At 36.3% G+C, this 25,720-nt stretch carries 15 protein-coding genes and 2 tRNA genes; 8 read left to right on the plus strand and 9 right to left on the minus strand.

Annotated features, from left to right (window positions below; translation table 11 throughout):
- The first annotated feature begins 201 nt into the window (after positions 1 to 201).
- From ABFU83_RS16345 to ABFU83_RS16355, 3 genes are read left to right on the plus strand one after another with little or no spacing between them, the layout of a single operon-like run.
- Positions 202 to 5,349: a DEAD/DEAH box helicase gene (locus ABFU83_RS16345; RefSeq protein ID WP_347067476.1), complete on the plus strand. Its 5,148-nt coding sequence runs from the start codon at positions 202 to 204 to the stop codon at positions 5,347 to 5,349.
- A gap of 44 nt (positions 5,350 to 5,393) precedes the next feature.
- Entirely contained in the window at positions 5,394 to 8,231 is a 2,838-nt protein-coding gene (locus ABFU83_RS16350; protein WP_347067477.1) for a helicase-related protein, read from the plus strand.
- 3 nt (positions 8,232 to 8,234) lie between these two features.
- Entirely contained in the window at positions 8,235 to 11,990 is a 3,756-nt protein-coding gene (locus ABFU83_RS16355) for a DNA methyltransferase (RefSeq protein ID WP_347067479.1), read from the plus strand.
- Here ABFU83_RS16355 and ABFU83_RS16360 read toward each other — a convergent pair.
- Positions 11,987 to 13,087 (minus strand): type IIL restriction-modification enzyme MmeI, encoded by a 1,101-nt coding sequence (locus ABFU83_RS16360; RefSeq protein ID WP_347067480.1) that lies wholly within the window; start codon positions 13,085 to 13,087, stop codon positions 11,987 to 11,989. The two genes, ABFU83_RS16355 and ABFU83_RS16360, sit on opposite strands and share 4 nt — an antisense overlap.
- Before the next feature lie 115 nt (positions 13,088 to 13,202).
- On the opposite strand from ABFU83_RS16360, the gene ABFU83_RS16365 reads away from it, so the two are divergent.
- A complete protein-coding gene (locus tag ABFU83_RS16365; RefSeq protein WP_347067482.1) occupies positions 13,203 to 14,360 on the plus strand; it encodes a site-specific integrase in 1,158 nt (385 codons plus the stop codon).
- Between the two features lie 474 nt (positions 14,361 to 14,834).
- Here ABFU83_RS16365 and ABFU83_RS16370 read toward each other — a convergent pair.
- The 8 genes from ABFU83_RS16370 to ABFU83_RS16405 form a co-directional block, all read right to left on the minus strand.
- Positions 14,835 to 14,920: transfer RNA gene (locus ABFU83_RS16370), tRNA-Leu, on the minus strand.
- Between the two features lie 145 nt (positions 14,921 to 15,065).
- Positions 15,066 to 15,404, minus strand: coding sequence for a DUF1508 domain-containing protein (locus ABFU83_RS16375; protein ID WP_347067483.1), 339 nt, complete (start codon positions 15,402 to 15,404; stop codon positions 15,066 to 15,068).
- Positions 15,405 to 15,633: 229 nt separating this feature from the next.
- Entirely contained in the window at positions 15,634 to 17,190 is a 1,557-nt protein-coding gene (locus tag ABFU83_RS16380) for an OmpA family protein (RefSeq protein WP_347067485.1), read from the minus strand.
- Positions 17,191 to 17,729: 539 nt separating this feature from the next.
- Entirely contained in the window at positions 17,730 to 18,950 is a 1,221-nt protein-coding gene (locus ABFU83_RS16385) for an ABC transporter permease (protein ID WP_347067487.1), read from the minus strand.
- Entirely contained in the window at positions 18,937 to 19,698 is a 762-nt protein-coding gene (locus ABFU83_RS16390) for an ABC transporter ATP-binding protein (protein WP_347067488.1), read from the minus strand. The genes ABFU83_RS16385 and ABFU83_RS16390 overlap by 14 nt, the downstream gene beginning before the upstream one ends.
- Before the next feature lie 23 nt (positions 19,699 to 19,721).
- Positions 19,722 to 20,963 carry an efflux RND transporter periplasmic adaptor subunit gene (locus ABFU83_RS16395; protein WP_347067490.1) on the minus strand — a complete coding sequence of 414 codons (1,242 nt, stop codon included), beginning with the start codon at positions 20,961 to 20,963 and terminating at the stop codon, positions 19,722 to 19,724.
- Positions 20,964 to 20,973: 10 nt separating this feature from the next.
- Positions 20,974 to 22,314, minus strand: a complete 1,341-nt coding sequence (locus ABFU83_RS16400; protein ID WP_347067492.1) for a TolC family protein — start codon at positions 22,312 to 22,314, stop codon at positions 20,974 to 20,976.
- Positions 22,315 to 22,588: 274 nt separating this feature from the next.
- Positions 22,589 to 22,668, minus strand: a tRNA-Leu gene (locus tag ABFU83_RS16405).
- A 163-nt stretch (positions 22,669 to 22,831) separates the two neighbouring features.
- Between ABFU83_RS16405 and ABFU83_RS16410 the strand changes: the two genes are divergently transcribed.
- From ABFU83_RS16410 to ABFU83_RS16425, 4 genes are all read left to right on the plus strand, one after another.
- Positions 22,832 to 23,773, plus strand: a complete 942-nt coding sequence (locus ABFU83_RS16410; RefSeq protein WP_347067494.1) for a ribose-phosphate pyrophosphokinase — start codon at positions 22,832 to 22,834, stop codon at positions 23,771 to 23,773.
- A 31-nt stretch (positions 23,774 to 23,804) separates the two neighbouring features.
- A complete protein-coding gene (locus ABFU83_RS16415; protein WP_347067495.1) occupies positions 23,805 to 24,416 on the plus strand; it encodes a 50S ribosomal protein L25/general stress protein Ctc in 612 nt (203 codons plus the stop codon).
- Between the two features lie 108 nt (positions 24,417 to 24,524).
- Positions 24,525 to 25,148, plus strand: coding sequence for an aminoacyl-tRNA hydrolase (gene pth, locus ABFU83_RS16420; RefSeq protein WP_347067497.1), 624 nt, complete (start codon positions 24,525 to 24,527; stop codon positions 25,146 to 25,148).
- A 40-nt stretch (positions 25,149 to 25,188) separates the two neighbouring features.
- On the plus strand, positions 25,189 to 25,707 hold the full coding sequence (locus tag ABFU83_RS16425; protein ID WP_347067499.1) for a hypothetical protein: 519 nt from the start codon (positions 25,189 to 25,191) through the stop codon (positions 25,705 to 25,707).
- Positions 25,708 to 25,720 lie beyond the last annotated feature (13 nt).

Consider the following 25,720-nt stretch of genomic DNA (forward strand, 5'->3'; position numbering starts at 1 on the left):
CTAAAATACTAAAGAATAGATTAATCTAGATAGGGGTTAAACGATTGAAAAGAAGTTGTTAGATAGGGAGAATATTGATGAAATTTCTAAATAAGATTCTACATAATAAAATTTGTGTCTTGCTATGTATAAGAACTTGTAGATGGATAATTATTTTCTGTTTATTACAATTTACTATATTTACTACAAACGCGATTAACAATGGATGCCTTTAAAACTCACGAAAAAGTTATAAAAGATTACAAATCATATTTGCAATCTTTTATTAATATTAAAGATGAAAGAATCTCTGATTTTGTTAATGATTCTACTTTGATCAACAATATTCTACCTAAACCATTGATACAGTTTAATCCTTCTTTTGAAAAAGGAGAATCTTTCGATGAATTAATTAAGAAAAATACAATTCATTCAAATCTATCAAAAACTTTAGGTTCGTATAGGCTATACAAACATCAAGTTGAAGCAATTCAAATTGGTATCCAAGATAAAGGGTTTGTAGTGACCTCTGGTACAGGTTCGGGTAAGTCTTTAACGTTCTTAGCTACTATTTTTAATGATATTTTTAAGAGGGAAGTAGGAAAAGAAAAAGGAGTGAAAGCTATATTGGTTTATCCTATGAATGCTTTAATCAATTCCCAATATGAAGAAATTAAAAAATATGCTGATACCTATGGTGATGGTTTTCCTATCACATTTGCCCAATATACTGGACAAGAGTCTGGAAATGTCAGAGATCAAATAAAGAATGAAGAACCTGATATTCTTTTAACTAATTATATGATGCTGGAACTAATAATGACTAGACAATCTGAAAAATGGTTAAGAGATTCAATGGCTAAAAACCTCAAATATATAGTTTATGACGAACTCCACACCTATAGAGGTAGGCAAGGAGCCGATGTAAGTTTATTGAACCGAAGAATTCAGGCTTTTACGAAAAATGATTTAATTTTTATAGGTACTTCGGCTACTATGGCTTCACAAGGTTCTCCTGAAGAAAAAAAGCAAAAAATAGCTGAGGTTGCAACACAGATATTTGGTAAAGAATTTCCGTCGGAGTATATTGTTAATGAATATCTTGAGCCTTGTACTATCGCTAAAGAGGTAAACCCTTTCCAATTAACTAATGCAATACGGAATGGTATTGATCCTGAGGGAACAGAAGAAGATTTTATTAAGAATGATTTGGCTAATTGGTTGGAGACGAATATCGCGTTAAAGACTAATCACAATGTATTAGAAAGGGGAAAGCCGCTAAGTATCGACCAAATTGCAGAAAAAATACATAATGAAACGTCTTTGTCGAAAGATGAGATACGAGGCATTCTTTATGATCTTTTAAAATGGGCAGAACGCATTAATGAGAGTAATAGATTAAAAGGAACTCGTAAATCCTTCCTTCCTTTTCGCTTTCATCAATTCATTTCTCAGACAGGATCGATTTCAGTAACACTCGAACCAAGAAATACACGATATATAACCTCATCTGATGAGCCTTTCATTAAAATTGAAGGAAAGGAAAGAAAACTTTACCCGTTACTTTTTTCCAGATATTCCGGTTACGAATTTCTTTGCGTTGAATTAGATATTCATAACAATGAACTTGTACCGGTTATACCAAATAAAGAATTTGTAAATAAAAAGAAAGCTGAAGTTAATCAGAAAAGTCCAGATATAGAGGATTTTAAGTTTGGATATATCGTATTAGATGAGGGAGAAGATTTTTGGAATACAGATTTTCGTGATTTAGTGCCTGCAGAATGGTTTAACAAGCGAGGAAGTGAACTTCTTCCTTATTATCAAATGCTGATGCCACATGAAATATATTTTAATAGTGACGGACAGTTTTCTTTCGAACCTAAGTTCCCTATAAAAGGTTATTTCATTCCTGCGAAATTGAGAATTGACCCAACGGCACAAATTATTTATGAAGATAGTAAAACCAGTGATTTTACAAAGCTTTCCAGATTAGGTTCAGAAGGTAGAAGTACTGCAACTTCCGTAATTTCTTATGCTGTGATTAACAGCCTTGCAGAGCAAGGAGAAAAATTGCAGGATCAAAAACTATTAAGTTTTACAGATAATAGACAAGATGCTTCTTTGCAATCGGGGCACTTTAATGACTTCTATACAACAGTTCGTTTGAGATCAGCACTCTATAAAGCTTTAAAAGAAAATAAAAAACCTCTTGAAATACACGAAATAGCAGAGTCCCTATTCCGTAGTCTGGGATTAAAAGAAAAAGATTATGCGTTATATCCATCACGAGATGAGGATTTTCCTGATGAAAGAAATATTGAAGCACTTAAGGATTATCTGAAGTATAGAATATTTCAAGATTTGAAAAGAGGTTGGCGATATACATTGCCTAACTTGGAACAAGTAGCGCTTTTAGATATTGATTATAAAAATCTGAACAGACTTTCGGAATTAGACGATCGGTTTAAAAATCTTGGCTTTTTAAAAAATGCTGCTAAAGAGATCAGGAAAGAATTTTTAAGCAATGTTTTGGATTATTTTAGAACCAACTTTGCCCTTGATCATAAATTTTTTAAAGATATAGCCAATATTGAAGAGTTGATGAGAGACCGACTACATCCTGAATCTTTATGGTCTCTTGATTATAATGAAAAGTTGGATAAACCTGCTGAAATGGTTATAACCATTCCTTCTCCAAGGCCAAAAGGAAAATATGTAGTGTCAATGGGACTTAGATCTAATTTAGGTAAGTACATCAATCGTTGTGTGGTTGAAGCTGGTGATCAAAAAATGAATAGAGATGCTTACAACGAGTTTATTCAAGAACTACTTACTCAACTTGAAAAGGCAAATCTTATCACAATCGAACAAGATAAGAAAAATACTGATTTACAGTATTATAAATTAAGATCGGATCAGTTATTATGGATAAAAGGAGATGGGAAAAGATTAAAGTTAGATCATACACGTTTCAATTTTCAAGCAGAACTACCTGAATTAATTCCTAATCTTTATTTCCAAAATTTGTATAAGACAGATTTTAATAAATTTAAAAAAGAACTAATAGCAAAAGAGCATACAGGACAAATTAGTGCAACACAAAGAATCGAAAGAGAGGATCAATTCCGAAAAGGAGATATTTCCACTCTGTATTGTTCGCCTACAATGGAATTAGGTATCGACATAGCTAATCTTAACATTGTACATATGCGGAATGTTCCTCCCAATGCGGCGAATTATGCTCAGAGAAGTGGACGTGCAGGAAGAGGAGGACAGACAGCTTTAGTTTTTACCTACTGTTCTACTATGTCTCCTCATGATGTCAATTATTTTAAAAATTCCACGGAAATGGTTGCAGGTGTTGTACAGCCACCTAGAATTGATCTGATAAATGAAGAGCTTATAACAACTCATCTGAATGCCTTTCTATTGATGAGATTGGAGATTAGTGAACTAAAAACCTCGGTAGCAGATGTATTAGATTTATCTGATGAAAAAAACGTCTTCATAAAAAATGATATATTGGGGAGAATACAGCATCTGGTCTCTATCTCAAAAAATGATTTGTTTATTGAATTTGAAAAGATAGCTTATTCCTTATTACCTGAGCTTAATAAAACCAATTGGTTTACTCAATCATGGATCTTAGACAAGATTCAGAAATTTCCAATCCATTTTGCTTTATCATTTAAGCGTTGGATCCGGATGTTTCAAAATGCTTGTATGCTTAGAAATAAAGCTCAAGCAATTTTGGATAATCATACTTACAAAGCGGATAGTGTGGAAAGAAAAGAAGCTGCTAAACAAGAACGATTTGCTAGAAAGCAAATAGCTTTGTTGAAAAATGAAGAGCAACAGAGTTCTAGTAATTCTGAGTTTTATGTATTCCGTTATCTGGCAGCAGAAGGATTTTTACCAGGCTATAATTTTACACGTCTTCCGGTTCGGGCTGTATTAGGTAAAAGTTATCGCGATGATGTAGAAGTTCTTTCACGACCTCGTGCTTTGGCTTTATCTGAATTTGGACCGGCAAATACTGTTTATCATTCAGGAAGTAAATTCAGAATCAACCGAATGATGGTTTCAGATCTTGAAAATGTTACAGAAGAGATACTTATATCCAATAAAACAGGCTATGCCTTTCTAAATGATGAAATTAAAATAGCTAATATTGATCCTATTACTAAAAGTCCACTTTTAAATAGTGGCACGACTAATTATTCTAAAGTTTTAGAATTTTCGGAGTGTGAAGGTATTCCTTTACAAAAAATCTCCTGTATTGAAGAGGAAAGAAGTCGATCTGGTTATGACATTTTTTCGTATTTTAATTTTCCTCATGGAATTGAGAATACAGAGTCTGTTGTTTTAAAAAAAGGTGGTGAAAAATTACTTCAATTATATTTTAGCAAAGCTGCTAATCTGATAAAAGTTAATAAAAAAGCAAAAAGATCACCAAATGACGGTTTCAAGATTGACCAAAGGAATGGTGTTTGGGTGCAGCAACGAAACTTAGCGAATAATGTAGAATTACAGCAAAATACAAGAGATGTTACGCTTTACACCAAAGATACCGCAGATGTTTTGTATATTCAGCCATTAGGCAATATCGGAACCACACCTGATCAGGTTATTTCATTAAGCTATGCTTTAAAAAGGGGGATAGAAAAATTATTACTTGTAGAAGAAAGTGAAATGGCGGTAAGTGTAATTGGAGATAAAGAAAAGCCTAATATTCTTATTTATGAAGCATCAGAAGGTTCTCTTGGTATACTCTCACAATTAATTTCTGATCCTGTCAAAATGAGAGAATGGTTTAAAACTTCCTATGAGGTCATACATTATGATCCGGAAACTAGAACAGAAACGGAATTGGGAAAATCATTGCCAAAAGCCACCTATCAGGACTTATTAAGCTATTATAATCAAATACATCATAAACAATTAGATAGGGGTAAGATTTATGGTGTTCTTGAAAGTCTGATGGACTGTGAGATCGATCCTGTACAAGGTAAAAATGATAGGGAAGAACAATATCGTTATTTACTAGATGCGTATGATAAAAAAAGTAGTACAGAGCTGATGCTGATAAAACACCTATATGAAAACGGATATGCACTTCCTGATAAAGCTCAATTTAATATGGAGGGCTATTATATTAATGTAGACTTTGTTTATAAAAACAATTCTGGCTTTACATTAATCTTCTGCGATGGTTCGGTACATGACTTAGAGGAAGTTAAAAAACGCGATCAAATGATTGATCAAATATTAAAAGAAGGAGCTTATGATGTTATACGCTGGCATTATATGGAGCCTTTGGAGGAATTAATGGCAAGACGAAAAGACATTTTTAGAAAAATACGATAACCTGTCAGTAAATTCATGGGTTAATAAAAAAGTAAGTATAAATAATGAACAATAAATATACTCCGGGAAACTTAATACGATATAGAAATCGAGATTGGATGGTACTCCCATCTAATGAAGATCAAGTTATTTTGGTAAAACCACTGGGTGGTTCCGATGAGGAAACTACCGGTGTTTTTATGCCTTTAGCCAAAGATATCGAAGCCATAGAGAAAGCGACCTTTAAAGAACCAACACCAACTCAAATCGGAAACTTTGAAACAGCGAAACTTTTGTATAATGCCTCCCGTCTTTCTTTAAGAAATGCCGCGGGTCCATTTAGAAGTATGGGAAAACTTTCCTTCAGACCCAGATCATATCAGGTTGTTCCATTAGTAATGGCACTGAAGCAGGATGTTGCCAGACTCTTGGTTGCTGACGATGTTGGTATTGGAAAAACGATAGAGGCTTTACTCATTATCAAGGAGCTGATTGAAAGAGGCGAGATCAAAAGATTTGCAGTGATTTGTCCACCTCATTTGTGCGAACAATGGCAGCAGGAATTAAAAGACAAATTAGATATTGATGCGGAAATTATTCGCTCCAGTACAGCATCCCGTTTAGATCGTATAGTGTCTGATGATCACTCTGTATTTTATCATATTCCTTATCAGGTAATTTCAGTTGATTATATAAAAACAGATAAACGTAGAGGTATTTTCCTAAATGATTGTCCTGAATTAGTTGTTGTAGACGAAGCGCATACTTGTACCTTGCCAAAAGGAGCATCTTCAAAAAATCAACAACAGCGATATAACCTAGTTCACGATATTGCTTTAAATAAAAATAGACACTTGATATTACTTACCGCAACACCGCACAGTGGTAAGGATGAAGAGTTTCTTTCCCTTTTAGGCTTATTAAACCCAGTTTTCGAGCGATTAAATTTTGAGAGACTTGAACAGGCTGACAGACGAAAAATTGCACAGTATTTTATCCAGCGTAAGCGTGAAAATATCCGTAGATGGTTAAATGAAGATACGTTGTTTCCTGAAAGGGATTCTAAGGAAGTAGGTTTCACATTGTCAGAAGAAACTAAAGTCTTTTATAATGAACTAGTGACATTTGCACGAGGAATTTCAGATGTTGAGACAGACAATGAAAATACAAGACTTTTGCGTTCCTGGGCCGCAATTGCTTTGATTAAAGGAACCATGTCAAGTCCTGCTATGGCAAAAGAAATGTTGGAAAAACGCCAGGCAAAATTGACTGTAGAAGAAAAACTGACCGAAATTGGTACAGACGCTGTAGGAGATACATTGTTTGAAGAAAATGATTTTGGTGTGGATTTTTCGAGATCTGATCTGTTAAATGCTGTTGATTATAAAACAGCAGAATTGGAGGGACTTACCAAATTATTAAAACGAGCGGAGTTTCTAAATGAAAATGAAGAAACAGATCTTAAGATAAAACATACCATTGATTTGATTCGAAAATGGATAAAAGAAGGCTTTCAGCCGATCATTTTCTGTCACTACATTGCTACAGCAAAATATGTGGAAGAGAAGCTAAAAGAAGCTCTTCCTAAAAACGTATTAGTACAGGCTATTACTTCTGAACTGGCGGATGAGCAGCGTAAAGAAGAAATTGAAAGAATGGGAGAACAGGAAAAAAGAGTTCTTGTGGCTACAGACTGTTTAAGTGAAGGAATCAATTTACAGGATCACTTTAATGCAGTTTTGCATTATGACCTTCCTTGGAATCCGAACAGAATAGAACAACGAGAAGGTAGGGTTGATCGTTTCGGGCAAGCTTCAAAGGATATTAAAACATATATGCTTTATGGAGAAAATAATCCGATGGATAAGTTTATTCTGGAGGTACTGATTCGTAAAGTACGTGAAATTCAAAAAAGTATCGGAGTTACGATTCCTATAGGTGAAAATAATAAATCGCTGATGGCAGAACTTACACAAAAGATTTTGAAAACTGTATCAGAAACAGAACAATTGACTCTTTTTGCCGAAGACAAAATAAAAATTGATAATGAATTGGAAATGGCTCGTAAAAAAGGAGAAAACTTGCGCTCTATTTTTGCTCAGGAATCTGTAGATGCCGAAACAATTAAAAAAGATCTACAAGAAGTAGATGAAGCAATTGGTGATCCGAAAGTTGTGGAAAGTTTTACTGTATTTGCTTTACAATCTTTAGGAGCCTCAGTTACACCTGATTTTGAAGGGTATAAAATCCAGACAACGAATCTTCCTAAACATTTACAAGTTGCGTTGCTTTCAAAAACAGAACAACTAAAAGGAAAAACAGAAACTAAAATTGCTTTCATTTCACCTACACCTAAAGGGTACCAATATATTGGAAGAAATCATCGCTTTGTGGAGCAGCTTTGTCATTACATAGTGAGTAATGCGTTTGAAGAAAAAGGTAATTCCTATGGTTTAGCAAGAACTAGTGTGATGCAAACAAAAAGTGTTCAAAATAAGACAACTTTGGTAATGTTTAGAGTTAGAAATGTAGTTAAAGAAGTACGTTCTCGAAATGAATCTGTAGCAGAAGAAATGTATTTATGGGGGTACACAGAAAATACAAATGGTTTACAACCTATTGATTTTGAACAGGCACAGAAACTCATGAATGAAGCTATTCCTTTGAGCAATATGCCACTTGAACAGCAGCAGCAACTTTTGAGAATAGAACTAAATTCGTTTGGAAATAAAAAAGATGCTTTTATAGAAATTGCGACAGAGCGTGCCGATAGATTAGTTGAGGCTCACGGACGATTTAAAACGTTAATTGGGGGGCGTAGTTATGAGAAATCAACGCCAGTGCTTCCGCCAGATGTAATGGGGGTTTATATCTTATTGCCAAAACCTAAAGACCTTTTTTAGACCATGAAATTAACAACTATAAATATACAGGGGAATATTTTTACCAGCGAAATTCTTGAAAAAATTCGTCAGGATGATATTAGTTTTCAAAAACCGCAAGACTTTGGATTAAAACCTAGTGAACAAGTTCGAGATGAGATAAGTAACGCCTGGAGCCTGCTCAATACACATTGGCAAATCTTTAAACAGAAACGAAGCTCTTTTTCAGAAATTGATAAAGGAATTTCGGAAACTCGCAAATATTGGATTGTTCCGCTTCTCAATATTTTAGGCTATCAGGTTGCTCTTTCCAATGCTGAAATTGTTAATGGAAAATCTTATGCTATTTCCCACAGAGTTTCCAATAAAGATAATTTTCCTATACACATTGTGGGTAGCGAGCAGTCAATGGATAAAAAGGCAGAGAGCGGACCAAGACTGTCTCCTCATTCATTGGTGCAGGAATATATTAATTCTACAGAATATATTTATGGCTTTGTAACCAATGGAAATCATTTCCGTGTATTGCGTGATGCGACACGACTTTCAAGACTAAGCTATCTGGAGTTCAATCTTGAGCAAATGATGGAAGAGGGACACTATGCCGAATTTGCCATTTTCTACCGTTTATTACACGCTTCCCGCATCAACGATAAAAAGGAAGAAGGGAAAGATGCTGTTCTTGAATATTATCATAACGAAGCTTTAGCTTCAGGATCACGTATTCGTGAGCGATTAAGTTTGGCTGTTGAGCATTCAATCCTAGCGTTAGCTAATGGACTACTTTCACAACAGGAAAATACTGAATTAAGAAGTGCTTTTGAAGAAGGAACGCTTTCCGTAAAAGATTACTACTTACATATCCTAAGATCTGTATATCGGATATTGTTTCTGTTGGTAATCGAAGAGCGTAATCTGATATACAAAGAAAATTTAACAGAAGAAGAAAAGAAGCTTAAAGATATTTACTACCAGTATTACAGCATTCAACGTCTTACTTTTCTAGTGAACAAATCGGTTTATATTGATCCTAATAAAACTGATCTTTGGCAATCATTAATGACAACATTCAGGCTCTTTGAAGATAGACATTATGGCAAAGAATTGGGAATTGAAGCACTAAGCTCTGGGATTTTTAATCGGAACGCTATTGTAAGTATAGAATCTACTAGATTGAGTAATGTAGATATATTGAATGTGTTTAAATCTTTAGTTACATTTGAAAATGAAAACAAACAGACCATTCGGGTGAACTATGCAGATTTAGATGTAGAAGAATTTGGTTCGGTGTATGAAGGATTATTAGAGTTTGAGCCAGTAGTAGAAAACGTCGAATTTAGATTTAAACGGGGTGATGACCGATCTTCATCTGGTTCGCACTATACTCCTGAAGAGTTGGTAAAGCCATTGATTATCCATTCTTTAGATTATGTGATTGCTGACAAATTAAAAGAAGCCGATCCCGAAAAGGCATTGTTGAGTATTACAGTATGTGATGTGGCTTGTGGAAGTGGTCATATCTTACTTTCCGCTGCCCGAAGAATTGGATTTGAACTCGCAAGAATAAGAAGTAATGAAGATCAGCCTACACCATCTGTTTTGCGTATGGCAATTCGTGATGTAATTAAAAACTGCATATACGGAGTCGACTTAAATCCCTTAGCTGTAGAGCTATGTAAAGTAGCTTTATGGCTAGAAGCTCATGATCCAGGTGAACCTTTAAATTTTCTAGACCATCATATTAAAAATGGTAATGCCATTGTAGGATTGGCACATTATGAAGAACTGAAAAATGGTATTGCTAGTGAAGCTTTTAAGTTCTTGTCTGGCGATGAAAAAACAATAGCTTCTGCTTTTAAGAAACGTAACGATGAAGAGCATAAATTGCAAATGAGTGAGCTTTTTGATCTGGAGGCAGTTGATAGTGATTTTGTAGATGTACAAAAGTCAGTAGATCAGTTTAGCCAAATGCCAGAGAAAACTTCTGAGCAAATTGAAAAGAAAGCTAAAGTTTATCACGATTTAACCAATGGCAAAAAATGGTTCAGACTCAAACAACTGGCAGACTTACAAGTAGCACAGTTCTTCATTCCTAAAACAACAGAAAACATAGACAAGCTAACTACAAATAGCAAATATAAGACTTATTTGAATTCTGGCACTCAGATCTTAGATCGTGGTGCAAGTATGACAATTGCAGAAAATAAAAAATTCTTCCATTGGTTTCTGGAATTTCCGGAGGTTTTTCAACAAGGAGGTTTTGATTGCATATTAGGTAATCCCCCATTTTTAGGAGGACAAAAGTTAAGTGGAAATTACGGGACTAATTTTCTTGAATATATAAAGTATACATATAGACCGATTGGAGCAGTAGATTTAGTAACCTATTTTTTCAGAAGAATTTTTGATGTAATTAAAATAAATGGATTTCAGGCTTTAATTTCTACAAATACTATTGCTCAAGGTTCTGCGCGTGAAGGAGGCTTAGATGTTATATGTTCAAATGAGGGAGTTATTAATCATGCTATTCGTTCGATGAAATGGCCGGGACAAGCTGCTGTTGAGGTTTCTTTAATTACTATCCATAAAGGCGAATGGAAAAATAAGTTTATTTTAGACAATAAATCGGTAGATAGAATTACATCTTATTTGGATGATTCCGAAGTGATAGGAAAACCTATGCCTTTGTTGTCGAATAAAGGAAAGAGTTTTCAAGGGAGTATTGTGTTGGGGAAAGGTTTTATATTAACTCCAGAAGAAGCTTTATCTTTGATTGATAAGGATCCTCGAAATAAAGAAGTTTTGTTTCCTTACTTGAATGGAGATGACCTTAATAACAGCCCCACTCAAGAACCTTCACGTTGGGTAATTAACTTTTTCGATTGGTCAGAAGAAAAAGCTCGAAGCTATCCAGACTGTTATGAGATTATTGAAAATCTCGTTAAACACGAAAGGATGAAATTAGATGAGACGAAAAGTGCAACTAATAAAAACAGAAAAAAAAATTGGTGGAAATACGGCTCTGATGCTAAAAGTCTGTATAATGCCATATCTGAGTTAGACCAGGTAATGGTTATTGCCCAAGTAAGCAAAACTTTGGCATTTACTTTTGTGCCTACAAATCAAGTTATCTCTATGATGTGTATTGCACTTAGATTTGATGATTATTTACATTTTGGTTTATTGCAGAACTCGATACATCAATCTTGGGTACAGAAATATGCATCAGCTTTAAAATCAGATACTCGTTATACCCCATCGGATGTATTCGAAACTTTTCCACTACCAAAAATCATGGATAATGAAAAAGGCAATTTAGAAATATTAGCTAAATCATATTTTTCAAAACGAAAAGAGGTGATGGAGCGTATTAAAATTGGATTAACAAAAACATACAACCTTTTTCATGATAGAAATTTGCATGATGGTACAAATGCATGGCTAAAAAAACACCTCCAAAAATATAATGAGATAGATTATTCCGAAATAAATGATATTATTAATCAAATGAGAAGTTTACAGGCTCGTTTGGATAATTTTGTATTATTAGCTTATGGATGGAGCGATCTTAATTTACAGCACGATTTTTATAATCTTGAACATTTACCAGGAAATGATAACACACGTTTCACTATTCATCCCGAGGCTCGTAGAGAAGTATTAAAACGCTTACTTCTACTGAATCATCAGCTGTACAATGAGGAAGAATCTAAAAGTTCTAACATTATGTTCAAGTCTAAAAAGAGAATTAATAAAAATAATTTCCCGAAGTTATTTTAATCTTCGGGAAATAACATAATATTTGAAGCTTTGTGAGTCGATTTCGATCTCTTTTTACTAATATTTTTATCAAAGGTATCGGATTTTGATTCCTCATTATATCGGTGAAGATTTAATATAAGTAATCGCTTAAGGATTTCTTTTCTCGCAGTTGGATGCATTGTAAATCTCACCCGATCATTCTTGGGCAGATAATCTATTTCATAGAAATCATGGGTAAGTACTATGTCTTTCCAGCCATATGAATTAATTATTGTTTGATCAAGCTGAATATGTAGATTTCTTAGATTCTGTATATTGGAGACTATTTCTTCAATCTTCAAGCAACAATTAGCTTTTTCTAAATGTTTTTGTAAAAAAGTTAACTTAGAAATATTTGCGTTTTGACTGATATTCTCAGAATGGAAAAGATTATATATCTTGGTGAGCCCTAATTGAGATTTCTTCATCAATTCTTTTCGGGAGTTATAGTATAATGCACCAATTTTTTCTAAACTTTCAGTTGATAATGGAAATGGGAAATTTTCGAAACAATCATTAGGTGAAAAATTAATAGTATTTGCTCCTAGTGTAGAACTATACTTCCAAGCCCAACTATCAAATATTGTTGATTGTAAAACAGAAAAAACATCTTTCTGTTCATAAGATAATACTACGATCTTATCCATAAATATATATGAAGAGTCAACAAAAGTAGTTACAACATATTTTGAAACTCTAGTAATAACCATTACCTGGTCTAACTCAGATATAGTAGCGTAGAGTTCTTTTCTTGGTCTTAAAAATTGCCACCATTTTTCCTTACCTCCTTTATCTTTCTGAATTAGACGTTCTGGTTTTACTAAACGTTCAACTATATCAAAACAGTCTGGATAGCTTCGAGCTTTTTCTTCTGACCAATCGAAAAAGTTAATTACCCAACGTGAAGGTTCTTGAGTGGGGCTGTTATTAAGGTCATCTCCATTTAAGTAAGGAAACAAAACTTCTTTATTTCGAGGATCCTTATCAATCAAAGATAAAGCTTCTTCTGGAGTTAATATAAAACCTTTCCCCAACACAATACTCCCTTGAAAACTCTTTCCTTTATTCGACAACAAAGGCATAGGTTTTCCTATCTCTCCAAATTTTGAATATAGATACTGGTTTTTACTGCTTTAAATCTGTCACTTTACAGATTATGAATAAATTCACTTCACAAATACTTCAGTAACTATGAGCATACAAATAAGCTATCGCTTTGTAATAAAAAAAGAAAAGAACAAACAGGGATTATATCCAATTTATTTGAGAGCATTTTTAAAAGGAAAGAAAATAGAAACCGCCACACCGGTAACGATTCCTTTGCGTGATTGGTCATTGAGAAATCAACGGGTGAAATCTCAAAATAATTACCATGAAAGATACAACATGATACTGGATGCAATAGATAAAAAATCCATCAAGTTATTGGTGAATAATTTTTTAAATGAAGAATACCCTCTGTCATTAGTGCAGTTCAAAGACCGTTTACTAGCCTTAAATCATTATTCAGTAGAACAAAGTTTTACAGATTATATTCTTGGTTATTTAGAAGAAAATAAAACAAAATTCAAGACAGAAACCTGGTTCGGGTACAAATCTCAGATTTCCAAGATGCTTAAATTCAAGAAAGAAATACTTTTTTCAGATATTAATGAAAGATTTATAAATGATTACAGACAATATATGTTAAATACTTTAAGCAATAATGAAAATACAGCAAGTAAAAGTCTGCGAGTCCTCCGAACTTTTGTCAATATTTCTATGCGATTTGGTTATATAAAGACGAACCCATTTCAATATATTTCGATAAAAAAAGTCGATGGAAAAAGGGATTTTCTCTCAATTGAAGAGTTAAATAAACTTACTGATTATTATTCAAAAGATAATTTTGCAAAATTGATAGAGAAAGATATTCTTGGATATTTTTTATTTGCTTGTTATACCGGACTTCGGTATTCTGATTTAAAAACCTTCTCAACTGATTTAATAGTTGATAATTCTATACGCCTTCGTATGCATAAAACAGGATGTTTGGTAAATATTCCTCTAAGTAAAAAAGCAAAAATGTTTCTTCCTAATATAACTTTTGAAGGAAGTAGTGTATTTAGGGTGTATTGTAATAAGGTGACTAATAAAGAACTAAAAAAAATAGGTGCAGATCTGGGACTCAAAAAAAAGCTTACTTGTCATGTAGCTAGACATACATTTGCTACTGCATCAATATCACTGGGTATTCCGATAGAAGTAGTGAGTAAACTTTTAGGACATACAAGTATCCGAACGACACAAGTTTACGCAAAAATTGTGGACACAGTTAAAATAAAAGAAATGCAGAAATGGGATAATTAAAGTATTACACAAAATTGAAACAGGAACACTGTGTAAAATACATAGAGTTCTTGTTTTTGTGATGTTTGATATTAAATAAAATGGACTATTTTAAGGAAAAGAAAATGCTTCAACCTGAAAATCTTAAAAATATCGTCGTTTTCCTAAAGAAAATAACCTTGTTGATCATTAGAGGGTAAAAATGATTTTTTTGAATTTATTTTTGCTTGTAAATCAGTTTGTTGTAGTGGTTCATGTCCTGTCAACCAACATGCTGGGAAACCAATGTATAATTGATTGAAAAACCTGATTTTCAGGTTGTAATGTGCTGATGTTTAGATGTTTGTGTTTTATTGGGTTGGTTCAATAGGGTAAAAATGTAATTTTGAAGAAAACGAGAATTTGAAATCTAGTTTATTTTGTAAATAATTGATATCCAAAATTTTATAAAATAAAAAATCGGAAAAATATTCAATTAAATATCTTTCCGATTTGTACTCAAGGCGGGACTTGAACCCGCACGAACATTACTGTTCACTGGATTTTAAGTCCAGCGTGTCTACCAATTCCACCACTCGAGCATTTCTTGGTATCGGCTGCAAAGGTAGTATTATATTTTAATTCTGCAAGCTTTATTTGTGATAGAATGCCTTTAAATTACAGGGTTTTTTGAATGATGCTGAAAATAAGTACTATTAGCGATTCAAAAAATGTGAAAAAGTATTTTTAAAAGAAAATTTCGACGCTAAAATCCAGTACTTCGGCTATTTCGACATTGCGTTGGATCTCTTCAATCCCTTTGGCAATCCGCAATTCGGTGGTAAACTTCCGACTGGTGGCATAAATATGATCCTGAATCACTACGCGGAAAAAATACTTTCCGCCCGGCGTTTTAAACTTTAAAAACAACGTGTCGGCGTGGTAGAGCTTTAGCATCTGAATATCGCGTACGCAACCTACTTTCTGATTATGACTGGCGCCGGTCAGGATGATCTTTCCTTTGCGGGAAGTATAATTAAAGCGGTATTGTCCGTTTTCTCTTTTGGTGATTACAAATGCGCCCATCTCGATTTATGCTGTTTTTTTAAGGACGGCAAAACTAACAAAAAAGTCCCTAATAAGGGACTTTTTGCTATGCTTCTTTCTGCATTTCTTTCTTTTTTGTTACGTCATTTTTTACATAACTTGATTTGCAATTCCAACCGCTTGAGCATGATGCGGATAAAACAGATACCGTAATAATACCTGCAATGAATAATTTTTTCATGGGGTTTGTTTAAGTAATTATAGTGGTTTATTTTTTTATGATAAATTCAACGCGGCGGTTTTGGCTTTCCTGTTCTTCCGTACAATTGCCGTTGCATTTAAACTTAAGTTGTGATTTTCCGTAACCTTTGTAAGCCAGACGGTCTTTGGAAATGCCGTTGTTGATTAAATAATTGTAAGTCGATTGGGCACGCTTTTCGGATAAAACCATATTGTAATCCGATTTACCTTTAGAATCGGAGTGTGCATTAATGCTGATTTTCATCTCCGGGTTGTCGCGTAATACGCCAAGGATCTTATTTAAGGATAATTCCGATTCTTTTTTAAGTGTCACTTTGTTGAAATCGAAATAAATGTTTTCAATTTCGATCGCGCTATCGGTTACTTTTGCTTTTAACTGGCTTAAGTCGATTTTGCCTGTATAGTCCAGGCTATTGCCGTTTGGTTTGAAATAATGGGTGTTCGGTTCGTACCCTTCTTTGGTGGTTTCGATAGTGTAATCCACTAATGGATCCATCTTAAGTCCGAATTTTCCATTGTTGTCGGATTTAAGGGTTTTGATGATGTCACCAAATTCGTTTTTAACCACAACCGTGGCATTTGGTAATACTGTTTTGGTTTTGTTTTCTTCCACCACGGCGTTGAAATTCTGTTCCAATACAACTAATTCGAATTTGTAAATGTCAAAATCGGATTTGTCAGCTTTTCGGTTGGATGAAATATAACCTTTGTTTTGGTAGCTAAATGTAAAAGCGATCTCATCGTTGTTGGTGTTGATCGTTTCGCCCAGGTTGGAACGGTTGATGAATTCATTGTTTACCGATGAAACACGGAAAATGTCATAACCACCAAACGTTTCGTGTCCGTTTGACGAATAATATAGATAACGGTTATCGCCGGTTACATACGGGTATTTTTCATCTTTGGCCGAGTTAACCGTTGGTCCAAGATTGGTAACATTGGTTAGAGTACCGTCAGTCATGACCTCGGCACTATATAAATCGTAACCACCAAAACCACCTTTCATGTCGGACGAAAAGTATATTTTCTGGCCTTTTGGTCCCATAAATGGTGTTTCGATAGAATAGTTTCCGTTAATTGCCAATGGTTGTATGTCTTTCCAGAATCCTTTTGCCTCCAAATCAAGGGTAGCTTTATAAAGTGAAAACTGTTTGCTGTTGTCTTCTTTGGAACGGGTTAGGTAGATGGTTTTCTCATCTGTCGAAAAGGTAACACTACCTTCATTACCGTCGCTGTCCAAAAGTTTGGAGAAAATTACCGGGCGTGACAGGTTGCCGTTCTTGTCGAATTCAACGCAAAACAGGTTGTGGTTTGGCGTATTTGTTTTCGGATCGATAGAAACAGTGGAAAAGCCCCTTTTCTTATTGGATAAGATGAGGTACTTATTCATAAAGAAGGCGGTGCCAATTTCCGAAAGTTCGCTATTTACACCTGCATCATAGGTGGTGAAACTAAAACCGTTACTCTGCGGTATTTTAATGTTTTTAGTAATACTGCTTTGTCCTTGTGCAAATAATTGAAAGGAAAAAAGCAGTGAAAAAACAAAAAGATTGGGAGATTTCATTTTTGTTATATTGTCAAAGTTTATACTGTATTATTCTGATAGTGTCACGAATATATACCTGTTTATTATGATTGCGTTAATAAATCTTTAAACAGACGTAAAAAATCGATAAAATGCACGTGTGTAAAATTAGGATTACATTATGCGGATTTTACGCCTTTTTAAGAAATAACATTTGAAGGGGGAAATGTGATATTTAGATTGCGGTCTTTTCAGTAGTTTGTTTGTTGATTATGTGGTAATTACATTTAATTTTTGTAGGTGCGAATTGGTTGTTTTGTAGTTATAGTAGTTCGCCTGTTTGTGAAGATAAAATTAACTTTTGGCGCAATAATTGCGGATTTAAAAAATGCGTATTCGTAATGTCTTTTTTGCTCGTCTATAGGAGCGAATTTTCTTAAGATATTTATTTTCACATGTTTGTGAAAAATATTTAAATATAGAATGCGTTAATCTTAAATCGGAATTGTGGTTTGTTTTTCTTTTTATCGGTGTGATGATTGGAATTTTGTAGATGAATGTGGTTGTGATATAAATGATTATTCATAATGTAAGGCTTCAATTGGGTCGAGTTTTGACGCTTTTAGTGCCGGATAATAGCCAAAAAAGATACCGGTTATCGCGCAAACCAAAAACGAAAGAATAACGGAGGATTCCGAAATCAGGGTGGGCCATTGTAAAAAGTACTGAATCAGTTTTGAGGCGATAATGCCCAATATGATTCCGATAAGTCCGCCGGTTAAACTGATCAATATCGCTTCTACCAGGAATTGGAGTAGAATATTGTTGCCATTGGCCCCGATCGACATGCGCAGGCCGATTTCTTTGGTGCGTTCGGTTACCGAAACGTACATGATATTCATAATACCAATACCGCCTATTAATAAGGAGATGCCGGAGATCGCCGTGAGTAGAACGGTTAGCAACTGACTGGTGGAGCTAAAGGTGCTGATCAGCTCGGCTTGGGTGCGTACCGAAAAATCATCGTCATCTTTGACTTTTAATCGGTGGGACGTCCGCATGATTTGTTCGATTTCGGCTGTCGCCATTGTGGTCTGACTTTCATCGGCCGTGGAAGCATATATGTTTTGCAGGTAAATCGAGTTGGTAATTCTTTTCTGTACGGTGCTGTACGGTGCGATGATCACATCATCCTGATCCTGACCAAAGGCATTTTCACCTTTGGTTTCCAAAATCCCGATAATACGGAAGGGAATTTTATTAAAACGAATGGTCTGACCAATCGGATCGACTCCCGGAGGAAATATATTGTCGACAACTGTTTGTCCTAAAAGACATACTTTGTTCGCGATATGAATATCCGATTCCCGAAAAGCGATGCCTTCTTTTAGTGGCCAGTTGCGAATCTTTAAATAATCGACCGCAACACCCTGCATGGTGGTGGGCCAGTTTAAAGAGCCGTTAATGGCCTGGCCTTTTGAAGAAACGGCGGGGGAAACGGCATTGAGATAGGTGGCTTCTTTTTTGAGGGCGTCCACATCGGCGAGGGTTAAGGTCTGGACGCTGGAGATGTCCAAACGGGCGCCGGCGCTAACATTGCTGTTAGGGCGTATTGTGATCATGTTCGATCCCATACTGGATAACTGATCCTGTATGCTTTGTTTGGAGCCTTGTCCGATGGCGACCATGGCAATAACCGATGCCACACCAATAATAATCCCGAGCATGGTTAATAATGCGCGGAGTTTGTTGCGGCGCAAAGCTTTTAGGGCGATTAGAAAAAGGTTAGCTATTTTCATATTTATAATCTTCATCCACATGAAAATCGGCAAGCATCTGCTTGGCTGATTTTATGTTTTGGTTGTAAAAATCTTTTATGATTTTGCCGTCGCGAAGGGTAATCGTCCGACTGCTAAAAGCGGCGATATCCGGTTCGTGGGTTACAAAAACAATGGTTTTTCCCTGTGCATTTAATTCCTGAATCAAAGCCATGATTTCATACGATGTCCGGGTGTCGAGATTTCCGGTGGCTTCGTCGGCAAGAATCATCACCGGGTCGTTCACTAAGGCGCGGGCTATGGCGACTCTTTGTTGTTGTCCGCCCGATAATTGATTTGGGAAGTGGTCCAACCGATCGGCCAATTTTACCGCTTCAAGAGCTTTGATGGCTCTTTCTTTTCGCTCTTTTGTGGATATTTTTGGATTATATAATAAAGGTAGTTCTACATTTTCGATAGCTGAGGTGCGCGCCAATAGGTTGTACGATTGGAATATAAAACCAATCTTAGAGTTCCGTAAGGCGGCGAGTTCGTTTTTGGATAAGGATTTTACATTGACATTATCCAGCAGATAATTTCCGTCGGAAGGTTTGTCCAGGCATCCCAAAATATTGAGCAAGGTGGTTTTTCCCGAACCGCTGCTTCCCATGATGGTCAGAAATTCGCCTTCCATAATGTCGAAAGAAACGCCTTTTAAAGCCCGTACGGTTTCGGAACCCATTACGAATTCTCTTTTCAGGTCTTGTATCTCCAGAATTTTTTTACCCATGACGATTGTTTTAGACTAAAGCGTTAATTTCTTCCACCGCCACCGCCGCCCGGACGTTTGGGAATAAACGGACTTGAATTGTTTGCTTTGCCGCTTTTAGCTTGTTTGGGCGCGTTTATACCAGTTACAATTTCGTCTTTATCGGTTATACCTTTAACTATCTGTACGTCGATATCGTTGTCCAATCCGGTTTGGATCTGTTTTGGAATTAATGACTGGCCTTGTTTTATCCATACCGTGGCCTTTTTGGGGATGATGCTGTCGTTGTGAGAAGTGCCGGTTTGTGAGGGTTTCCTGTCTTTTCGATGATGTGCCGGTATTTTTCCGATTTTAAATTGTTTTACCAAAGTGGAATCCGGCTGAAAGGCAATCGCTTTGGTCGAAATCAACAAGGCGTTCTTTATTTCTTTGGTGTAAATAACGATGTTGGCGGTCATACCCGGTTTGAGTTTGAGGTCGTCGTTTGGTGCGTTTATAATGGTGGTGTAAGTAACCACATTGGACGAAATGGCCGGTTGCAGGCGTACTTCTATCACGGTACCGGTAAATACGTCGTCGGGAAAGGCATCTACGGTAAACGTAGCGCGTTCGCCAACTTTTACATTTCCAACATCCGCTTCGTCTACCGATGCCTGAACCTGCATTTTGGTAAGGTCTTTGGCGATACTAAAAAGGGTAGGCGTGTTTAAGCTGGCAGCAACGGTTTGTCCTTCGCTGACTTTTCGGGATAAAACGGTGCCGTCTATCGGTGAAAAGATATTGGTATAAGAAAGGCTTTTCTGTATGGATCGCAATTGTGCTGCGACGCTGTTGACGTTGTCGCGTGCGACTTCATATTGGTTTTTTGCCGTTTCGAAATCGGCCCGGCTGATACCGCCGGCATTGTATAATTGGGTTTGTCGGTTAAAGTTGGATTGCTGGTAGCTATAGGTGCTTTTTGCCTGTTGTAAATTGGCGGTGATTTGTTGTACCTGAGCGGTTAATAACGAAGGATCTATCTGCGCCAGTAATTGTCCTTTTTTAACCACCGAGTTAAAGTCGACAAATACTTTTTGTATCGTACCCGATACCTGGGTTCCTACCGCTACAGTATCTACGGGTTGTATTTTTCCGGTGGCCGATACGCTGGTGGCGATAGTGCCATAATGCGGTTTTTCGGTTATTAGTTGTACTGCATTTTCTTCTTTATGAAATATAAAATATGCGATACCTCCTATAAGTAGTAATCCAATTATGACGCCAATTATCAATCTGCTTTTTTTCATGGTACTTTTTTTAGAGTTTGATCGGCTCCCCTTTATAGAAGTCGTATATTTTTAAACTTATCACGGCATTGAATTTTGCCTGAATAAAATTCTGAAATGCCTGAACATAGAGATTCTTTTGTAATAAATAATCGACCGTGCTAATGCCGCCCAATCGCAATTGTTCGTTGGCAATGCGATAGTTTTCTTTGTTGGCGTCCATTTGTTCTTTGGCTGCAGTATATTGGGATTGAGCGTTGAGTACATTAATATAGGCTTGCTCTACCTGTTGGGCGAGTATGGTTTTGGTGTTGGTAAGATTCAGATCGGACTGATCGACGGCAATTTTTGACTTTTCGACATTGGTTCGGGCGATCCGGTTGTTAAAAATGGGAATCGATAGCGAAAGGCCGAGTCGTTGGTAAAAATTATTGTCCAACTGCGTGGCGTAAGCGATATTTTGATTGTCCGAATATCCGGATGCCAGGGTTCCGCTGGCGCTCAATGTGGGTTGATAGCCGGCTTTCGATTTTAACAGGTCTAATTTGGCGGTTTCCGTGGCGAGTTCACTGCTTTTAACTTCCGGGCGTTGTTCGACCGCTGCTTTTTGAGCTTCTTCGAGATTGATAACGGGTAAAACAGGGGCCAGTGTGTCGGGTTTCTGAATGGTTAAATTATATCCGGAAGGAAGCTGTAATAATTGTTTTAAGGTGAGTGTGTTTTGCCTCTCGGTGTTTTGTGAATTGATGAGGTTATAGTTGTCGGTGGCCAATTGGGCTTTTAATTGAACCATATCTTTTTTGGCAATGCTGCCGGCGTTGTATTGTAATTCGCCGAGTTTTAACTGTGCTTTTGCGGTTTCTGCAATTTCATTCAGATAAACGCTGTTTTCCTTGGTGAGTAAAATGGTGAGATAAGCCTGAGTGATTTGCAGGGTAATGTCGTTTTCGGCGGCGGCGGCATTGTATTTGGCGGTTTCGATCAGTAATTTTTTTTGTTTGACATCATTGTTAAGGTAGCCGCCATTATATAGGGTTACCGATGAGCCAAGGGAATAATTTCCGGCAAAAGTGGCCTGCGTTTGAAAACCGCCCACAACTAAGTCGGCATTTTTGGCGTTGGTATAGCTTTGTGAGGCGCTACCGGAAAGACTCGGGAATTTCGCGGCTTTGGACAATAATAAATCCTGTTCCGTGGATTTTTCGGTGAGTCGCAGCGTGTTGATCTGAATGTTGTTTTTTTGGGAATAGGAAATGCATTGTTCCAGATTCCATACCGTAGGAAGTGGCTCTTTTTCTATATTCTGTGCCTGAATATAAAACGTATGACAAATCGAAATTACAGTAAAACTGTTAATGATAAAGGATTTCATACATGTACTCTAATTTAGATTCGGAAAAAAAATAAATTAAGCCTGGAATGTCTTATTATTGATCAATAGAAGTCCTTTTTAAATCAGAAAATCAGGAAGGTATAATAAGTCTATCAAATATAATTAATATTTTAACAATTCTTTAGTTTAAGTAATACTTTAATTGTTAAATGAAATTTTCGGGTAAGGTGCTGAAAGCGTGGCGGCTGATGTGATATTGTATTTGATAGATGTGGTGCATAAAAAAAAGCTCCAAACATTGTTTGGAGCTTTGTACCTAGGGTGGGAATCGAACCCACACACCGAAGTACACGAGTTTGAGTCGTGCGCGTCTACCAATTCCGCCACCTAGGCTTGTGGACAACTGGTTGTCAATTGTGGGTGCAAATGTAAATAAAAAAATTAGAAATAATCAAAAAAATAAAGGAAAATATTCTTTAAGTGTGGAATTTAATTTCTAAATTTGCACCTCGTTTAAACACGACAACACTAACTAACTACTAAACAACGAATTAAAATGTCACATATAGAACCGGAAGCAAAGATATTTGCATGTTCTCAAAGTGAATATCTGGCTGAACAGATAGCCAAGCACTACGGTGTAGCACTTGGTAAAGTTACAATTTCAAAATACAGCGATGGTGAATTCCAGCCGTCTTTTGAAGAGTCAATACGCGGATTACGCGTGTTTTTAGTGTGTTCGACATTTCCGAGTTCCGACAATCTGATGGAGCTTTTGTTGATGATCGATGCGGCTAAAAGAGCTTCGGCACGACACATTACAGCTGTAATTCCATATTTCGGATGGGCGCGTCAGGATCGAAAAGATAAACCAAGGGTGCCAATAGGAGCTAAATTGGTGGCGAAACTGATCGAAGCCGCGGGTGCTACCCGAATTATGACGATGGATTTACATGCTGACCAGATTCAGGGCTTTTTTGAAAAGCCGGTTGATCATTTGTTTGCGTCGACTATTTTCTTGCCGTACGTAAGAAGTTTGAACCTGGATAAATTGACAATTGCTTCGCCGGATATGGGTGGATCGAAACGGGCTTATGCCTATTCGAAATTCCTGGAGTCGGATGTGGTAATTTGTTACAAACAAAGAAAACAGGCTAACGTGATCGATACCATGGAGTTGATCGGTGATGTTACCGGACGAAATGTGATTCTGGTAGACGATATGATCGATACCGGAGGAACGCTTGCAAAAGCAGCTGATATGATGATGGAAAGAGGTGCCTTGAGTGTACGTGCTATTTGTACGCATGCTATTTTATCAGGGGATGCTTACCAGAAAATTGAGGACTCGAAAATTCTGGAGTTGATTGTTACGGATTCTATTCCGTTGAAAAAATCAAGCCCGAAAATCAGAGTGGTGAGCTGTGCCGAATTATTTGCCGATGTGATGCACATGGTACACAATAATAATTCGATCAGCAGCAAGTTTATTGTTTAAGAATTTTTTATTAATTTAATTATATTTCAAAATGAAATCAATTACGATCAAAGGATCTGAAAGAGAAAGCGTGGGCAAGTCGGCAACGAAAGCGGCACGTAATGCTGGAATGGTTCCTTGCGTGTTATACGGAGGAGAACAACCAGTACATTTTAACGCTGAAGAAAAAGCGTTTAAAAGTTTAGTTTACACTCCAAACGTACACACTGTTGTAGTTGAATTGGAAAATGGTAAAACTTTCAACGCTATTTTACAAGATATTCAGGTGCACCCGGTATCTGACAAAATTTTACACATCGATTTCTACCAGTTACACGAAGATAGAGAAATCACTATGGAAGTTCCTGTGAAAATCGTTGGTAACTCTAAAGGTGTTATGGCCGGAGGTGTTTTACGTTTAAACCAACGTAAACTTAAAGTAAGAGCTTTACCAGCTAACTTACCTGATTTCGTTGAAGCAGATATCACGGATTTAGAAATGGGTAACAAATTGTATGTAACGAAATTGCCTACAAATAACTTCCGTTTATTACACCCGGACAATACAGTAGTATGTCAGGTGAGAATTTCACGTGCTGCTATGAAAGCTGCTCAGGAAGCTGCAAAAGCTGCAAAAGCACCAGCAAAAGGAAAGAAAAAATAATTTTATTTTTTATATACCTGAAAAGCACCGGAATCCCGGTGCTTTTTTTATGACTATAGCCCAATGCTAACGATTTGATCGCGTTTGGAAATAGCTTACTTTTGCAACATGAAAATATTTGACTGGTTATTCCGGAAAAAAGAAATAGAAGAAAATACAGATCCGATGAAAAAGTTTTTAATTGTAGGCCTGGGAAATATAGGAGCAGAATATGTCAATACGCGTCATAATATTGGGTTTAAGGTTTTGGATCACCTGGCGAAAAAAGAAGGTCTTTCGTTCGAAACCGTTAAACTGGGAACTATGGCCGAGTATAAAGTTAAAGGACGTACGTTGTTTTTGCTAAAGCCCAATACGTATATGAACCTGAGTGGAAAAGCGGTTCAGTACTGGATGGATAAAGAGAAAATTGCGAAAGAAAATATATTTGTGATCACCGATGATCTTAACCTGCCGTTCGGAACAATCCGTATCAAAGCGAAGGGAAGTGATGGCGGTCATAACGGACTTAAAAATATTCAATTGTTGCTGAATTCAGTCGAATACCCGCGTTTCCGTTTTGGAATTAGTGATCAGTTTAAAAAAGGGCAGCAGGTCGATTATGTCTTGGGCGAATGGAGTGAAGAAGAAAAGAGTAAACTTCCGGAGCGACTGGATGTTGCCGTGGAGTCAATCCGCTCTTTTGCCTTATCAGGTTTGGACATCACCATGAATACTTTTAATGGGAAGTAATACTTTTAGTATATTTGTTTGATCACTAAATATTTAACGTATGAGAAAATTATTGCTTATCCCGGTATTGTTAACCATGTCGTTTTGCGATACCGCTAATCCAAATAAAAGTAATATGACAACAGTAATCGCCTCCGAATGTCCAAGTGATGGTAAGTGTACCATCCAATTGCTTAAAAATAAGAGTATGGATAAAAAAATTGATGGTATTGGGAAGTTGTATTATCAGTTGGCCGATAACGATAAAAAATCTGTTGTTATTTATGAGTACAATCGCAATACGGAAGAAGGATTACAGGACGGACAACATAAGGAAGAAATTGTGTTTGAGATCGATAATGGCGTTTTTGATCTTAAATTGAAAGATGCGCAATTGGAGAATGTAAAGATGTTGTTCGGAAGACATTGTTTTTGTCGCGGACAGGCGGGGTTCTTTGCGGTTAGTAAAGGAACATTGAATTTGTCGCAAAAGGAAAGTCATGTAACCTTTGATCTCGATTTTAAAGTAGACGAAGTGCCGCAGTTGTATACGAAAGTAAATGCTACGGTCGTAAAATAAAATAAGGTTAAAA

The organism is Flavobacterium sp. WV_118_3 (genome assembly GCF_039778605.1).
Classification (GTDB): domain Bacteria; phylum Bacteroidota; class Bacteroidia; order Flavobacteriales; family Flavobacteriaceae; genus Flavobacterium.

Excerpts from the sequence above, each read along its gene's own strand:
- ABFU83_RS16385 (WP_347067487.1), bottom strand. The coding sequence starts at position 18,950 with ATGAAAATAGCTAACCTTTTTCTAATCGCCCTAAAAGCTTTGCGCCGC.
- ABFU83_RS16380 (WP_347067485.1), bottom strand. The coding sequence starts at position 17,190 with ATGAAATCTCCCAATCTTTTTGTTTTTTCACTGCTTTTTTCCTTTCAA.
- ABFU83_RS16355 (WP_347067479.1), top strand. The coding sequence starts at position 8,235 with ATGAAATTAACAACTATAAATATACAGGGGAATATTTTTACCAGCGAA.
- ABFU83_RS16425 (WP_347067499.1), top strand. The coding sequence starts at position 25,189 with ATGAGAAAATTATTGCTTATCCCGGTATTGTTAACCATGTCGTTTTGC.
- ABFU83_RS16410 (WP_347067494.1), top strand. The coding sequence starts at position 22,832 with ATGTCACATATAGAACCGGAAGCAAAGATATTTGCATGTTCTCAAAGT.
- ABFU83_RS16345 (WP_347067476.1), top strand. The coding sequence starts at position 202 with ATGGATGCCTTTAAAACTCACGAAAAAGTTATAAAAGATTACAAATCA.
- ABFU83_RS16365 (WP_347067482.1), top strand. The coding sequence starts at position 13,203 with ATGAGCATACAAATAAGCTATCGCTTTGTAATAAAAAAAGAAAAGAAC.
- pth (WP_347067497.1), top strand. The coding sequence starts at position 24,525 with ATGAAAATATTTGACTGGTTATTCCGGAAAAAAGAAATAGAAGAAAAT.
- ABFU83_RS16390 (WP_347067488.1), bottom strand. The coding sequence starts at position 19,698 with ATGGGTAAAAAAATTCTGGAGATACAAGACCTGAAAAGAGAATTCGTA.
- ABFU83_RS16400 (WP_347067492.1), bottom strand. The coding sequence starts at position 22,314 with ATGAAATCCTTTATCATTAACAGTTTTACTGTAATTTCGATTTGTCAT.
- ABFU83_RS16395 (WP_347067490.1), bottom strand. The coding sequence starts at position 20,963 with ATGAAAAAAAGCAGATTGATAATTGGCGTCATAATTGGATTACTACTT.
- ABFU83_RS16415 (WP_347067495.1), top strand. The coding sequence starts at position 23,805 with ATGAAATCAATTACGATCAAAGGATCTGAAAGAGAAAGCGTGGGCAAG.
- ABFU83_RS16375 (WP_347067483.1), bottom strand. The coding sequence starts at position 15,404 with ATGGGCGCATTTGTAATCACCAAAAGAGAAAACGGACAATACCGCTTT.
- ABFU83_RS16350 (WP_347067477.1), top strand. The coding sequence starts at position 5,394 with ATGAACAATAAATATACTCCGGGAAACTTAATACGATATAGAAATCGA.